Here is a 13,520-nt window from a genome sequence, read left to right as displayed (position 1 = left end):
AATAGTGACATGCCGGTGACATCCGTCCGGGTGACGATGCTGTCATGAGCACCTCACACGATCCGATCTTGTTCCTCAGCGGCGCCGGGCTTCCTGACTGGATCTGGGATGACGTCCGCCGCCGTCTCGGCGAGGGGCGGGAAACCCGGGTCGCTTGCCGACCTGAGAATGGCCAGGCGCGGTTGCGTGACTACGCCCAGGCAGCCATCGACTCGGCGCCAACGGGCGGGTTCGTGATCGTCGCGCACTCGGCCGGCGGTGTGATCGGCTCCGAAGTCCTCCGGCTCGTACCCGAGCGTGTCCGTGCGTTCCTGGCGATCAGTGCAGTCATCCCGCGGCCGGGAGGGTCGTTCATCTCGGCGATGCCGATGCCGAACCGGTGGCTGCTCGGCGCCGTCATGCGGTTCGCCGGGACCCGGCCACCTGACTCGGCGATCAGACGGGGCCTCGCCCACGGCCTGGCCGAACAGGTCGCCGACCGCATCATCGCCGACTTCACCCCCGAGTCACCTGGCCTCTATCGAGACGGGACCGCCCACCGGGAGTGGAGCGGGTGGCGCGGTTACCTGCGTACCAGCGGTGACCGTGAGTTGCCGATCGCGCTGCAGAGACGATGCGCCCAGCGCCTCGGCGCCGCCTGGCAGAACGAACTGGATGCGGGGCACCTGCCGATGCTCGAAGACCACCGGGCCGTGGCGGCCTCCATCACGCGATTCCTCGATGCACGCCAGACACCGGTTGCGGTCTCAAATTATCCGCCGGCGGTCCGATGAGGGGTTCGCCAATGCCCGGCAGTCTGCGGCTGCGCCGACGAAGGCCACGTACCCAGCGTGCGTACCGCAGTCGAAGACACCGCGGCCAGTTCGGGCTGCGTGGGCAGAAATACCGTGGGGACACCCAGCGACTGGTTCATCGCGGCGAGCTGGTACTCGGTCCGAAGGTCGGTGGTGTTACGCAGGCCGCGGACGATCACTCCTACTTCATGGTGACGGCAGTAGGTGGAGGTCAACCCGCTCCAGGCCGCAACGGTGACCGAGGTCCACTCGACCGGCAGAAGGGCCCGAACAGCGGCCGCTCGCTCCTCTTCGCCGGTGCCCGGATGCTTGATGCTGTTGACGGCGACGAGCACGACCACTTCGTCGAAGAGGTCGCGTGCCCGGTTCACCACATTCAGATGCCCGGGAGTGAAGGGATCAAAGCTACCGGGGTAGACGGCTCGCACACGTACGCGACCGGGGCTGGGAGCTGTCGAACGTGGCCCTGCCGATGGTTCGGGTGTCACGGCCGCAAGACCCGCTGCGCATCGCGGATGACCTGTTCAGACGCCAGTGGGGCCCAAGAGGCGAACAGATCCCGGAAGTAGGTACCGTGCCGGTCCGCCACCGCAGGCAGCTCCCGCCAGCTGCGGCTACGGTCGCAGGCGCCATACAAATAGACAAGCTCCTCGGCGTCGGCGCCAACGAGATCTCGTAGCACCGCACGATCGGCCCGATCAAGCAGGGCGAGGTCGAACCCGTCAGTGCCGTAGACGGCGTGGGTGAGACCCGCGGCTTGCACTTCGGTGCCGCAGCCGAGCGCGGCGAGTCGTTCGCTGACTCGGCACAGGTGGGCGTACAGGTTGCCCCCGGGATGCGCGATCTGCTCAGCTCCATGCCGGCGGAGCCAGACCCGCACGCCGTTGTCGGTGTCCATGGCCCGACTGTAGGTATCGGCTGTCGGATTCGCTGGCCCCTGGGTGTGGGCGATATGTCACAGCGCCGTGGACACGTCTGGCACTGGCTGCACCCCTGTACGGCCGGCTCCCGCTGGCGCACCGAGGAGCGGTTCCAAACCGGCGTGGCGGCTCATCGGCCAAGTTGATCAAAGTAGGTGGTTCGGCTAGCGTGCGCCCGTGAAGGCTCTCCGCGTTCCCGCCGTTGTCTTGATCTCTGCCTGCCTGATGGCTCTCGCCGCCTGTGGTGAGGAGGACGCTGCGACGACGGCTGGCCCCTCGCCTGCTGTCTCGGCGGCCCCTTCCTCGGCCGATGTCACCCCCTCCTCGGCGCCGTCGTCGCCTGCGGCAGGCGGCAGGAGCGACAAGGAACTCTGCGAGTCCGCGAAGAAGGTCGGCGATGACCAGAAGGCGGCGCTCATCGCGGCGATGCAGTCCGGCGAACCGTCACCGGCGGATTTCAAGAAGATCCTGACCGAGATGAGCGAGCAGATGGCGACGCTCGCGTCCGCCGGGGGCGACAGCGACGTGGCCACCGCCATGTCGTCGTTCGGTGCGCAGGCCTCGAAGGCGGCAGCCGCCGCGGACCCGGTGGGCGCCGCCGACAACGCCGCCTTCGAGAAGGCCGGGGCGGACATCACCGCGGCCTGCAAGGCGGCCGGAGTCAGCGTCAACTTCTGAGCGCGCCGCCCACAGCGGCCGACTCGCCTCCTTCACCGCTGTCGCCGGAAATCACGTCTTGTCTCCGGCGCCAGCGGCGAGGGTAGTGCGGACTACGGGGGATGCCGTGCTGGATCTCGGGAGTAGCCGAAATGCGCGGACTCGCCCGCTTCACGATGGCGAATGACAGAGTGGGCGTCGTGACGACGAACGAGCCCGCGGCGACCGACCCGGAGTACGCCGCCGCGCTGGACACGGCAGAGCGCCTGCTGGGCTTCCGGTTGGAGCGCTTCCTCGGTGCCAACCCCGGTGAACCGGCCAACGGCGCGGACTTCAAGCGGATCGCGACGGTACACGCCTTCGGCGACGCCTGGCCCCGCACGGAGCACCTGGATACCCGCTCCCGGGCGCTGGTGTCCGTGACCATCGCGGCGACCCTCGGCGTCCTGGAGCCGCTGCGCGGTCAGCTCCGCATCGCGCTCAAGGCCGGTGTCACCAAGGAAGAGATCGCCGAGGTGTTCGTGCAGATCGCGGTCTACGCCGGCGTGGCGCGCGCGTTCGACGGCTATCAGGTCGCGACCCAGGTCTTCGCGGAGGGGTGACCGATCGGCCTGCTCGCACAGCGATCTGGGCGCACGGCGCGTGCCCGACTCGCGTGCCTTCGACGGGCTTCAGGCCGAGTTAGGGCTGGCGGCGGGCGAAGAGGATGGCCCCGGGAACACTCTCGTCCAGGTCGATCAACAGCTGGGCCTCGACGGTGAATCCGGCGTCGCGAAGCCAGGTTGTCACCTGCTCGGGCTGACGGCGGTGGACGTGGACCTTCATCGGGTGGCCACCGTAGCCCTGGGTCTTCAGCCGCGACTGGTCGCCGATGTGAAAGCCGAGCAGCAGCAACCCGCCGGGACGCAGCGCCCGCCGGAACTGGCCGAGAACCGTACCGACCGTGTCGTCGGGGACGTGGATCAGCGACCACCAGGCGAGCAGGCCGGCGAGCGAGGCGTCGGCGAGGTCCAGGTCCGTCATCGAGCCCACCTCGAACCGCAGGCCGGGGTGATCACGCCGGGCCACGCCGACCATCGCGGGGGAGAGGTCGATGCCGAAGGCGTCGACGCCCAGCTCGCGCAGGTGGGCGGTGACGTGTCCCGGTCCGCAGCCCACGTCGGCCACCGGCCCGCCGCCGGCCGCGTGGACCAGGTCGGCGAACATCGCCAGACTCCCGCGTAGGTAGGGCTCCCCGGCGATAGCGTCGCGTACCTGGTCGGCGTAGCTGACCGCGACGGTGTCATAGGAGGCCCGGGTGTCCGCCAACCAACCTTGGTCGCTCATCCCGGAGAGGCTAGTGACCCGGCGGAGCGCCGTCACCGCTGCCAGGGCGAGCGGATCGGTCGCGCCCGGGCCAGCGTCGTGGGGGAGGCTATCGTCACCGTGTGCCCGAACTGATCGCGCCCACCGTCAGCCTCCACACCGCCTGGCTCGAAGCACGCGACGACTGGGGTCCCGGCGTCCACGAGGACGGGTTCGGGCTGCGGCCGTCCGACGAGGTGGACTCGCCGGCCGGGTTCGCGGCCTGGGTGGCCCGGCTGACCGCGCAGTCGGACCCGGCGACGCCGCTGGAGGCGGGCCAGGCGCACTGTACGTACCGATGGATCGTGGAGGGTGACCAGGTGCTCGGCGGGATCGCTCTGCGGCACGAGCTCGCCAACGACTTCCTGCAGCGGATCGCCGGTCACATCGGCTACGGCATCCGGCCGTCGGCCCGGCAGCGAGGTCTGGCCACCTGGGCGCTGGGGCGGATGCTCGAGGAGGCGCGCGGGCTCGGCCTGGATCGGGTGTTGATCTGCTGCGCGACCGACAACGTCGCCTCGGCGAAGACGATCGAGCGCCACGGGGGTGTCCTCGAGGATGTCTGGGACACCGAACTCGGCGCCGTGCGCCGTTACTGGGTGAAGCTCTGACCCACGTGCCGACGAGACCAGGCGGACGGTTCGTGGCAGAGACAACCGAGGCTGGCCGGCGGGGCTACATGAAGTTGCGGGTGTGCAGGGCGGAGAGCGCGGCCGCCTCGTCGCTGCGGAAGCCCAGCCGGACGAGCCGGCGTTGGCGGCCCTGGTCCATCGCGTTCTGCAGCTCCTGCACCCGGTCGTAGCCGGCAGCCACGTCGTCGGGGTTCCAGCCGCCGGCCGCGAGCACCACGAGGGCGTCGAAGACGTCCGCGTTGAGGCCCGCGGTGTTGGTCAGCGCGTCGTGGCGGCGGTGGATGGCCGCGCGCAGCCGGTCACGCAGGGAAGGATCCACGGCGGCCTGATGTTCGAGGTGCGCCATGCCGAACACCACGTGGCGTCGTTCGTCCTGCATCGCCAGCCAGCAGATCCGGCGGGTCACCGGGTCCGGGGCGTTCTGCTCCAGGAACGACAGGAGGTCGACGAAGCTGCCCTCGCCGAGCACGGAGAGCAGGAACGAGGCGAGCGCGAAGTCGGACTCGGCGACGAGGGTGAACAGCGACTGCCGGCCACCCGCCGAGGAGGTGCCCAGCTCCGTACCCCGCAGCAGCGCCCGTCGGCTGAACACCGCCATGTGTCGGGCCTCGTCGGCCACCTGCACGGCGAGCAGCTGCACCACCTCGCGGAAGTGCGGGTGGATCCGACCGACGAAGCGGGCCGGCACCACGAGCGCGGCCTGCTCGTTCTCGACCAGGTAGGTCATCACCTGCACGACCGCGGCCTCGACGTCAGCCGGGAGCGTGAACGCGTCGTGCCACGGCACGGCGGTCTCCGGGTCCCACTGCCGCGCGGCGGCCTGCGCGTACAGCTTCGGCGCGACGTCGGCCCACACCAGGTCGCGCTCGTCCAGGTCGAAGCGGGCCTCGGGCCCGCCGGCTTCCAGCAGCGCGCCACGGGCGCCGAGCCCCCAGCGGGACGGCGGGCGACTGCTCAACGCCGGTGGCAGGGCCGGCCCGGCGCGCTCCGCGCCGAACCAGCGCTCGTCGTCCGCCGAGCCGCGGACGATCACCGCCACCAGGTCCGTCCGGTCGGCCGGGTCCGGCCACTCGACCCGGTGACCCCGGCTGCGGCACCACGCCGGCAGGTGTACGCGCAGGGCGGGATCGCGGCCGGAGACCGCTACCCGGCCGCCCGGCGGCAGCCCGGCCAGGGCCCGCTGCACCAGCAGGTACGCGCCGCGGCCGAAGCCCAGGGCACCGAGCTGCACCTCGACGTCGGCCGCCGGTGCGGTGCTCACGGCTGGTAGTCCTCGGCGGTCACCCGCCCGTCCGCCGCGTAGAACCCGACGGCGTCGACCGCGCTGGCGAGGGCGTGGTAGCCGATGGTGCGGCCCTCTTCCCACGCCGTCAGCCCTTCGAGGTCGAGCAGCGGCCGGACCTGCGGGTCGGCGTACGACATGCCGCGCAGCAGCTCGCCGAAGAGCTTGACCCCGGCGGAGGCCGGCTCGCGGATGGTCATGTTGCAGTGGTCGTAGGGCGCGGTCTGCGCGACGATCCTGGTGCCCTCGCTGGGTAGCGTGCCCTCCTGGACGAACGCCAGGTGGTTGGCGTCGATCATGCAGGCGGCGTCCACCTCCTTGGCCACGAGGGCCCGGGCGGCGTCGCGCTCGCCGCCGATGTGGTCGCCGTGCAGGCCGACGCCGACGTCGAACCTGCGTATCCCGACCTCGACTCCGGCGGCCGCGAGGTAACCGAGCGGAATCAGTGTCGCCTGTGGGCTGTCCACGGCGCCGACGGCGACCGTCATCCCGGCGAGGTCCTCCACCCGGCGCACCGGCGAGTCGGCACGCACCACCACGACCGAGGTGAGATCCCGGTCGGTGTCACGCATGGTGAGGGCGCTGACGGCGCCACCGGTGGCCGCGGCCAGCCGTTCGGCGCGCAGCCAGGCGAGCGGCGAGTTCCAGGCCGCGTCTATCCGCCCGGCGACGAGGTCCTCGACCTGCCGCTCGTAGTGCGAGTAGAGGACGAAGTCGAAGTCCAGGCCGCGCCCGCGCAGCCAGGCGCGGAAGCCTTCCCAGATGGTCACCACCTTGGGGTCGTAGGCCACCGCGCCCATCAGGACAGCTGGCGCCGGCATCAGCGGTTGGCCTCGTCGAGCAGCGGCAGCCCGGTGGCGACGCGGCCGACGAAGTCGAGCAGGGCGTCGGTGGTCGGCGCCATCACCCGGGCGGCGCGGGAGTCACGGAATCGGCGTTCGAGCCCCAACTCCTTGCGGAACGCGCTGCCACCGCAGAGCTGCATCGCGCCGTCGGTCACCTCGGCGGCCGTCTCGCCGCCGAGCGCCTTGACCTGCAACACCCGCAGCATCGCGTCCTCCCGACCGGTCTCCAGCGCCGTGAGGGCGTCGCCGAGGAAGGCGCGCAGGGCGTCGGTGCGGATCTTCAGCCGGGCGAAGTCGCGTCGGGAGACGGGCGCGTCGCGCAGGGCCGCGCCGGTGTGCGTGAGTGTGGTCCGGGTGAGGTGCCGGCCGGCCTCGGTGACCGCGCTGTCCGCGAGACCGAGGCAGAAGGCGGCGTTGAGCACGAGGAACCAGGGGAGAACCGCGCCGAGCGCGGTGTCGAGGCCGGCGCCGTCGGCGGCGAGCATCGCGTCGGCGGGGATGCCGAGGCCGTCGGCCGTCATCGGTCGGGAGCCGTTGCCCCGCAGGCCGAGCCCGTCGAAGTCGCCGGTGACATCGAGGCCGGCGCTGCCGGCGGGGACGAGCCACAGCGTCATCGGACCGGCCCCCGGCGACAGCGGAAGGCTCGACCAGACGTAGCTGTCGGCCTCGGCGGCCGACGTGACCCAGCTCTTGCGGGCGTCGAGCCGTACGGTGCCGTCGTCGGTCGCGGTCGCGGTGCCCGTGGGCGACCAGAAGTGGCTGCGCGATCCGAACTCGGAGAAAGCCAACGTGCTCAGGTGCTCGCCGGCGGCGATGGCCTCGCGCACCTCGCGCGGGCCGTGCGCCTCGATGACGGCGGTCGCCGCGTAGTGCATGAGGACCACCATCGCCGTGGATCCGCACTCGGCGGCCAGCCGCTCGATGAGTTCGGCGACCGGGCGCATTCCCTGCCCACCGCCGCCGACCTCCGTCGAGGAGGCCAGGCTCAGGAAACCGGCGCCGGCGAGGGCGTCGATGCCCTGCCGAGGGAAGGCCCCGCCGCGGTCGACGGTCGGCGCCTGGGGTCGGATCACGTCCTCGATCACCGTGCCGAGGGTGTCCGGGTCGTCGGTGACGGGATGGGCATTGTCGACGGTCGCCGTCATCTGAATGTCCTTCGGTCGACCCACTGGGACCGCCGTCGAGACTATCTGCTGTGGAGACCAACGCGCGAGAGCGCCGCATGGTCGTCATTGCCTGCGAGGCGCTGGCCTCGGCGTCGTCGGGCAGGGCGCGTGGACCACCGGTTCAGGCGCGGTGGAGGGTGCTCGCCCCGGCCGCTCAGCGGCGGGCGGTGGCGTCCTGGCGGTGCGCCCGGCCGTGCCCGTCGTCGCGGTCGATCCGCAGTTCCCGCTCCAGCTCGGCGATGACCGCCCGCAGGTCGTCGAGCCGCTGGGTCAGCGCGATGCGGTCCACCTCGTCCGGTACGCCGTCGCCGTCCTCGTCGTACCCGGGGGCGAGCCGCTCGGTCATCTCCAACCGGCGTGCCTCCTCCATCGAGTTGACGATGACTGCGATGAGGATGTTGAGCAGCAGATTCACGGTGATCACGACGTAGCTGACGTAGTAGAGCAGGGTCCACGGCGAGATCGCCATGCCCTGCTCGATCAGGTCCGGCAGCGTCTCCAGGGACAGCAGCACGAACAGCGTCAGCAGGGACCGGCCGATGTCACCGTACTGCTCCGGATAGGTGCTGCCGAAGATGAGCCAGCCGGCCATGCCGTACACGTAGAGGGTCACCACGGCCAGGGCGAGGAAACCGCCGACGCCCGGCAGGCTGCGCCACAGTGCGGAGACGATGGTGCGCAGCCCCGGAGAGAACCGCACCAACCTGACCATCCGGGCGACCCGCACCACGCGCAGCAGGGCCGGGTCGCCGTGCAGGCCCGGTATGAAGATCGCCGTGATCACCGCGAAGTCGAAGACGTTCCAGCCGTGCCGGAAGAAGTCCTGCGGCCGACGCCCGTAGGCCACCAGCCGGATGGCGATCTCGACGACGAACACGGCGCGGAAGAACAGTTCCAGCCCGTGCAGCGCCGCGCCCGCCGCCACCAGGTCCGGATAGGTCTCCAGACCGAGGACCACCCCGTTGGCGAGGATGACGACGACGATGCCGATCTCGAAGGGGCGGGACCGGGCCAGTCGATCGCAGGCCGCGGCCAGTCCAGGGCGGCGGGTGGGCGCGGCCGGCTTGCCCCGCTGGGCAGGCGCGGGTGGTCCAGTCACCGGGTCGCCAGTCCCGTCGTACGCGTCGACGCTGCGGTCCGGGCCCACCCCTGGCCGGCATCGTCGCGGTGCGGGCGGCGTACGGGCATGCCGAACAGCCTAGCCAAGGTCGTTGCCTCGCCGAGGCGCCAGCGGAGGCCGCGACAGGGTGAGCGGGCTACCCGCCTAGGGTGGACGGCGTGCCGCGCATCGAGCTGACCACGACGGTGAGGGCAGCGCCGCAGGCCGTGTTCGACGCCTGCCTGGACGTCGGTCTGCACACCGAGTCGATGGGGGCCAGTGCCGAGCGCGCGGTCGACGGCGTCACGAGCGGCCGGCTGACGGCGGGCGATGTCGTTACCTGGAGAGCGCGGCACTTCGGCGTCCCTTGGCGCATGACCGTTCGGATCACCGACTGTCAGCGGCCGGACGGCTTCACCGACGAGCAGGTCCGCGGCCCGTTCCGGCGATGGCACCACGAGCACGTCTTCGCGCCGGATCCGCTCGACCCCTCGGTCACGATCATGCGGGACGTCATCGAGTTCAGTGCCCCGATGGGACCGGTCGGCGCCATCGTGGCGAGCCTCGTCCTGCGGCCGTATCTGCACCGACTCGTCGCGCGGCGCAATCTGTTCCTCGCCGGTCACACCGGGGCCTGAGCACCCCGGGTGACCGGCGTTTCCGTGACCGTCAGAGGTGCGCCCGTTCCGGCGTCACCGGGGCGGCGAAGAACGCGGCGAACGGGTCGACGAGTCTCGGACGCGCCCGGTTGATGGCGTCGTGGCCGCTGCGGGGCACGATCAGGGTCCGGGCGCGGGGCAACACCCGGGCCAGCGCCTCGTTGAGTTGCGGGTAGTAGGGCGGGCCGTCGGCGCCGCACGCCAGCAGCACCTCGGCGGTGATCCCGGCGTACTGGTCGGCGGGGCCGTCGTGCTCGTGGATCAGGCGCGACTCGTCCAGGGTCATCGGCAGCAGCTCACCCATGGTCCGCCCGATCGGGGTACGCAGGAACAGCCGGCAGATCGCGGTCTGCACGCCGAGCGGGAGCTTCGCCGACGCCGACTGGGTGTTGATACCGCCCGCGGTGATGGCCATGCCCCGAGCGGTGTCTCCGGCGCGCAGCGCCTCGACCGCGGCGTCCAACCAGTCGGCGGGGAACCCACCGTCGACGGAGATCGCCGCGTCGTAGAGCGCGAGCCGGTCGATCGGCAGCCGGAGCGCGGCCCGCATGGCGATGAAGCCGCCGGAGCTGTGCCCGATGACGTTGCGGGCGCCGGTCTGCTCCAGCACCACAGCGAGGTCGTCGATGTCCTGCTCGAAGTGGTAGGGCTCCGACCGGGGCGGGGCGTCCGCTCGCCCGCGCCGGTTGTAGAGGTGCGCCGTGAACCGGTCGGCCAGCGCCGCCGCCAGTCGGCGGTAGACGTCGATGGTGACGCCTCCACCGTGCACCACCACGATCCCCGGACCGGTGCCAATCGTGTGCAGCACGATGCTCGCGCCGTCCCGTGCGGTGATCCGCGTCATGACCCGCCACCTCCTACTATCTAAACTGCGAACGTCGTTTGCAGTTTACAGTGAATCGGTGAGCGACGCATCCACCTCTCCCGGCGACGGTGACTCCGGGCGACAACCGATCTGGATCCGAGCCGAGCGCGGCAGTCGCGGTCCCGCCCCGGCGCACAGCCGCGACGCGATCGTGGCCGCAGCCATCGCCCTGGCGGACACCGACGGACTCGCCGCGGTGTCGATGCGGGCGGTCGCCGCCGCGCTGGGCACCGGCGCCGGCTCGCTCTACCGGTACCTCTCGTCCCGCGACGACCTGCTGGACCTGATGACCGACCGGGTGGTGGGGGAGCTGCGGCCCTACCCGCAGACCGACGGCGACTGGTTGGACGACCTGCTGCTGCTGGCCCGCCGGCAACTGGCCCTGTTCCAGCGCCACCGCTGGCTCGTCGACGTCATCCACCGGCCCTCCGGCATCGGGCCGGAGGCGCTGGCCTGGTTCGACAACTGCCTGCGGGTCATGGCCCCCTTGGGCGCTTCCGTCGCAGCCAAGTTCGAGGCGATCGCGATGATGACCGGCGTGGTCAGCCTCTTCGCCCGCAACGAGGCCGCCGCCCCGCCGTTCACCTTCGCCGGCTTCGACCTCGCGGCGTACCCGCACCTGGTGGCGGCGTTTCGCCAACCACCGGCGTCCGCACCCGCGACGGACCTCTTCGAGCGGACGCTGCGCGGCCTGCTGACCGGCCTGCTCGGCACCGACCCACCGAGCCGCTCCTGAGCCGTCCGCACCGCCGTGGCGCGCCGCGACCGGCCGGAGCACTTCCGGGGCGGGGGAAGCGGCAGAGCGGTGAGGGGTAGCGTTCGTCGGGACGACGGTATTCCGGACAAAGGGGCTGCGGGTGCAGACGACGACGGTGGACGTGAAGACCGGAGACGGGGTCGCGGACGCGTACCTCGTCCGGCCGGACGGCGACGGTCCCTTCCCAGCCGTACTGGTCTTCATGGACGCGTTCGGGCTGCGGCCCCGGCTGGCCGAGATGGCCGAACGGATCGCCGCGCGGGGTTACCTCGTGCTGGTGCCCAACCTGTTCTACCGGGCCGGCCGCACGCCGCTGTTCGACCTGTCCCGGCTCGCCGAGCCGGAGCACCGGGGCGCTCTGTTCGGCGAGATCACGCCGCACATCATGGCGTTGACCCCCGAGGTGATCAACCGCGACACCGCGGCGTACCTGGACTTCCTCGCCGCGCGCGACGACGTCGCGCAGGCGCCGGTCGCCGCCGTCGGGTACTGCATGGGCGGCATGAACGCGCTGCGGGCCATCGAGGCGTACCCGGACCGGATCGCCGCGCTGGCCAGCTTCCACGCCGGCCGGGTGGTCACCGACGCGCCCGACAGCCCGCACCGGGGCGTCGGCGCGGTCACCGGCGAGCTGTACTTCGCCCACGCCGACCAGGACGGGTCGATGACCGCCGAGCAGATCGCGGAGCTGGAGCGGACGTTGGACGCCGCCGGGGTGCGGTACCGCTCCGAGGTGTACCCGGGCGCCAGCCACGGCTTCACCATGGCCGACACGGCGCAGTACGACGAGCAGGCCACCGAGCGGCACTGGGACGCGATGTTCGACCTGCTCGAGCGCACCTTCCGCCGCTGACCCCGGGCCCGCGTCGCGCCCGGACGAGCAGGTGTGGTGCGGCGGTCGTCCGGTGGCGAGTGCCGTGGGCAGGTGTCAGACTTCGCTGGTCAGCGCCGTTCGAGAAACGGGGATGCCATGCCGGAACCGGATCACGGCCTGCGACCGGGCGCCGACACCGTGGAGCTGTTCGGCTGCCAGGTCACCATCGTCGACCCCGACGCCCTGCTCGCCGCGGCCCGCACCGGACCGGTCGAGGTGCGCCTGGAGGGCCCGTTCCCGGCCCCGGTCGACCAGGTCGGCTTCACGCTGGCCCCGACGGTCGTCGACGGCGTGCAGAGGTGCCGGATGGCCGCCACCATCCGTACCGCCCAGCCCATCAGGCCGGAGCATCCGCTGCGCTGGCTCGCCGCCGGCGCCGCCGGCCCGGCCGGCATGCTGCTCGTGCGGCGCCTGGCCGCGACCGGCGCACCGGTCGGGCCGTTGGCCGTCCGGGCCGGCCGGATGGCGGTCGAGGCCTCCCGGCGCCTGGGCCTGGACCGGCCGGCGCCGGCCGCGGTGGCCGAGCGCCCGCCGGTCGGCGACCCGGCCGGTGTCGCGGTGCTGCGCGCCGCCGCGGAGCTGGGGTTGGATCCGGAGATCAGCGACGAGCCGGCGGTCGGCGGCGGCCGGCTGGTCACCGTGCGCGCCGCCGCGGTCGCCTCGGCGGTCACCCCGGCGCACCTGCGGGCGCTGGTCACCGTGGTGCTGCAGGTGGTCCGGGAGATCGTCGGCGACGACCCGGAACCGCGGGTGTTGCGCGGCGGGACGTACGTGCTGGCTCGGCCGGTCGCACCGACCCGGGCGCGGAAGGCCCCGCGCAGCGAGACGGTGAGCCTCGACCAGGTCGGCGGCCTGGACGAGGTGGTCGCCCGTTTCCGGGAGATCGCCATCTCGTTCCGGCATCCGCAGGTGATGGCGCGTTGGGGCGCCCGCCGGCCACAGGGGATCCTGCTGTACGGCCCCCCGGGCACCGGCAAGACCATGCTGGCCCGGGCGCTGGCCAACGAGATCGGCGCGGAGTTCCGGGAGATCCGCACCCCGGAAATCCTGGACAAGTGGCTCGGCGGCTCCGAGCGGAACATCAAGCAGATCTTCCGCGAGGCGCGCCGCTACCGCGCGCCGACGGTGCTGCTCTTCGACGAGTTCGACAGCATCATCAGCTACGCCGGGGCCGGTGGGGACGCCGCGAGCCAGGCGGTCAACGCGGTGGCGGGAATCTTCAAGCAGGAGATGAACACGCTGATCGAGGAGAACCCGAACGTGATCGTGGTGGCCACCACCAACTTCCCCCAGCGGGTGGACGCCTCGCTGGTCCGCTCCGGCCGCTTCGACGTGAAGCTGTCGATCCCGCCGCCCGACGAGGCCGGTCGTGCCGCGATCATCACCAAGATGATCCGGGACCTGGTCGACCGGCACGAGTCGTCCGGGTTCCGGATGTTCGCCGACGACATCGACCCGGCCGGGTTGGCCGCGGTCAGCCCCGGGCTGACCGGCGCGGACCTCCGCGAGGTGCTCCGGCGGGTCCAGCTGGCCAAGGCGATGGGTGAGGCGACGGGTGCTGCGCCGGTCGGGCCGATCAGCCAGGATGACCTGCGGGAGGCGATCGCCGGGCTGCGTCGCGGCTGA

General features: G+C 71.8%; 16 protein-coding genes. 8 read left to right on the top strand and 8 right to left on the bottom strand.

The genetic code is table 11. From position 1 onward, the window contains the following. The first annotated feature begins 44 nt into the window (after positions 1–44). The gene (locus tag ACIP9D_RS29070) at positions 45–773 is read left to right on the top strand and encodes an alpha/beta hydrolase (protein WP_350874626.1); all 729 of its coding nucleotides are present in this window, start codon (positions 45–47) and stop codon (positions 771–773) included. On the opposite strand, the gene coaD is transcribed toward ACIP9D_RS29070, so the two are convergent. Next, positions 752–1,222, bottom strand: a complete 471-nt coding sequence (coaD, locus tag ACIP9D_RS29065) for a pantetheine-phosphate adenylyltransferase (RefSeq protein ID WP_350874627.1) — start codon at positions 1,220–1,222, stop codon at positions 752–754. The two genes, ACIP9D_RS29070 and coaD, sit on opposite strands and share 22 nt — an antisense overlap. Before the next feature lie 56 nt (positions 1,223–1,278). Further along, positions 1,279–1,692 carry a DUF6817 domain-containing protein gene (locus ACIP9D_RS29060; RefSeq protein WP_350874628.1) on the bottom strand — a complete coding sequence of 138 codons (414 nt, stop codon included), beginning with the start codon at positions 1,690–1,692 and terminating at the stop codon, positions 1,279–1,281. A gap of 199 nt (positions 1,693–1,891) precedes the next feature. Here ACIP9D_RS29060 and ACIP9D_RS29055 point away from each other — a divergent pair, with 199 nt between their 5' ends. Both ACIP9D_RS29055 and ACIP9D_RS29050 read left to right on the top strand, forming a co-directional pair. Further along, entirely contained in the window at positions 1,892–2,392 is a 501-nt protein-coding gene (locus tag ACIP9D_RS29055; RefSeq protein ID WP_350874629.1) for a hypothetical protein, read from the top strand. 179 nt (positions 2,393–2,571) lie between these two features. Next, on the top strand, positions 2,572–2,973 hold the full coding sequence (locus ACIP9D_RS29050) for a carboxymuconolactone decarboxylase family protein (protein ID WP_350874630.1): 402 nt from the start codon (positions 2,572–2,574) through the stop codon (positions 2,971–2,973). A 79-nt stretch (positions 2,974–3,052) separates the two neighbouring features. On the opposite strand, the gene ACIP9D_RS29045 is transcribed toward ACIP9D_RS29050, so the two are convergent. Further along, positions 3,053–3,697, bottom strand: a complete 645-nt coding sequence (locus ACIP9D_RS29045) for a class I SAM-dependent methyltransferase (RefSeq protein ID WP_350874631.1) — start codon at positions 3,695–3,697, stop codon at positions 3,053–3,055. Positions 3,698–3,798: 101 nt separating this feature from the next. On the opposite strand from ACIP9D_RS29045, the gene ACIP9D_RS29040 reads away from it, so the two are divergent. After that, the gene (locus tag ACIP9D_RS29040; protein WP_350874632.1) at positions 3,799–4,326 is read left to right on the top strand and encodes a GNAT family N-acetyltransferase; all 528 of its coding nucleotides are present in this window, start codon (positions 3,799–3,801) and stop codon (positions 4,324–4,326) included. 64 nt (positions 4,327–4,390) lie between these two features. On the opposite strand, the gene ACIP9D_RS29035 is transcribed toward ACIP9D_RS29040, so the two are convergent. The 4 genes from ACIP9D_RS29035 to ACIP9D_RS29020 form a co-directional block, all read right to left on the bottom strand. Further along, on the bottom strand, positions 4,391–5,608 hold the full coding sequence (locus ACIP9D_RS29035) for a ferritin-like domain-containing protein (RefSeq protein WP_350874633.1): 1,218 nt from the start codon (positions 5,606–5,608) through the stop codon (positions 4,391–4,393). Continuing rightward, complete coding sequence (locus ACIP9D_RS29030) at positions 5,605–6,450, bottom strand: PhnD/SsuA/transferrin family substrate-binding protein (protein ID WP_350874634.1); 846 nt, start codon at positions 6,448–6,450, stop codon at positions 5,605–5,607. Before ACIP9D_RS29030 ends, ACIP9D_RS29035 begins: the two co-directional genes overlap by 4 nt. Continuing rightward, positions 6,450–7,619 carry an acyl-CoA dehydrogenase family protein gene (locus ACIP9D_RS29025; RefSeq protein WP_350874635.1) on the bottom strand — a complete coding sequence of 390 codons (1,170 nt, stop codon included), beginning with the start codon at positions 7,617–7,619 and terminating at the stop codon, positions 6,450–6,452. Before ACIP9D_RS29025 ends, ACIP9D_RS29030 begins: the two co-directional genes overlap by 1 nt. 175 nt (positions 7,620–7,794) lie before the next feature. Further along, positions 7,795–8,739 (bottom strand): ion transporter, encoded by a 945-nt coding sequence (locus ACIP9D_RS29020; RefSeq protein ID WP_350874636.1) that lies wholly within the window; start codon positions 8,737–8,739, stop codon positions 7,795–7,797. 170 nt (positions 8,740–8,909) lie between these two features. On the opposite strand from ACIP9D_RS29020, the gene ACIP9D_RS29015 reads away from it, so the two are divergent. Beyond that, positions 8,910–9,377, top strand: coding sequence for an SRPBCC family protein (locus ACIP9D_RS29015; protein WP_350874637.1), 468 nt, complete (start codon positions 8,910–8,912; stop codon positions 9,375–9,377). A 31-nt stretch (positions 9,378–9,408) separates the two neighbouring features. On the opposite strand, the gene ACIP9D_RS29010 is transcribed toward ACIP9D_RS29015, so the two are convergent. After that, positions 9,409–10,242, bottom strand: coding sequence for an alpha/beta fold hydrolase (locus ACIP9D_RS29010; RefSeq protein WP_350874638.1), 834 nt, complete (start codon positions 10,240–10,242; stop codon positions 9,409–9,411). A gap of 58 nt (positions 10,243–10,300) precedes the next feature. On the opposite strand from ACIP9D_RS29010, the gene ACIP9D_RS29005 reads away from it, so the two are divergent. The 3 genes from ACIP9D_RS29005 to ACIP9D_RS28995 all read left to right on the top strand — a co-directional run bounded on the left by ACIP9D_RS29005 (position 10,301) and on the right by ACIP9D_RS28995 (position 13,520). Further along, positions 10,301–10,999, top strand: a complete 699-nt coding sequence (locus ACIP9D_RS29005; RefSeq protein ID WP_350874639.1) for a helix-turn-helix domain-containing protein — start codon at positions 10,301–10,303, stop codon at positions 10,997–10,999. A 121-nt stretch (positions 11,000–11,120) separates the two neighbouring features. Next, complete coding sequence (locus ACIP9D_RS29000) at positions 11,121–11,873, top strand: dienelactone hydrolase family protein (RefSeq protein WP_350874640.1); 753 nt, start codon at positions 11,121–11,123, stop codon at positions 11,871–11,873. Between the two features lie 117 nt (positions 11,874–11,990). Beyond that, on the top strand, positions 11,991–13,520 hold the full coding sequence (locus ACIP9D_RS28995; protein WP_350874641.1) for an ATP-binding protein: 1,530 nt from the start codon (positions 11,991–11,993) through the stop codon (positions 13,518–13,520).

This window comes from Micromonospora sp. NPDC093243, assembly GCF_044753725.1.
In the GTDB taxonomy this organism is placed as follows: domain Bacteria; phylum Actinomycetota; class Actinomycetes; order Mycobacteriales; family Micromonosporaceae; genus Micromonospora.
This window is presented reverse-complemented; position numbering and strand designations above follow the sequence as displayed.

Excerpts from the sequence above, each read along its gene's own strand:
- ACIP9D_RS28995 (WP_350874641.1), top strand. The coding sequence starts at position 11,991 with ATGCCGGAACCGGATCACGGCCTGCGACCGGGCGCCGACACCGTGGAG.
- ACIP9D_RS29030 (WP_350874634.1), bottom strand. The coding sequence starts at position 6,450 with ATGCCGGCGCCAGCTGTCCTGATGGGCGCGGTGGCCTACGACCCCAAG.
- ACIP9D_RS29045 (WP_350874631.1), bottom strand. The coding sequence starts at position 3,697 with ATGAGCGACCAAGGTTGGTTGGCGGACACCCGGGCCTCCTATGACACC.
- ACIP9D_RS29070 (WP_350874626.1), top strand. The coding sequence starts at position 45 with ATGAGCACCTCACACGATCCGATCTTGTTCCTCAGCGGCGCCGGGCTT.
- ACIP9D_RS29010 (WP_350874638.1), bottom strand. The coding sequence starts at position 10,242 with ATGACGCGGATCACCGCACGGGACGGCGCGAGCATCGTGCTGCACACG.
- ACIP9D_RS29025 (WP_350874635.1), bottom strand. The coding sequence starts at position 7,619 with ATGACGGCGACCGTCGACAATGCCCATCCCGTCACCGACGACCCGGAC.
- ACIP9D_RS29060 (WP_350874628.1), bottom strand. The coding sequence starts at position 1,692 with ATGGACACCGACAACGGCGTGCGGGTCTGGCTCCGCCGGCATGGAGCT.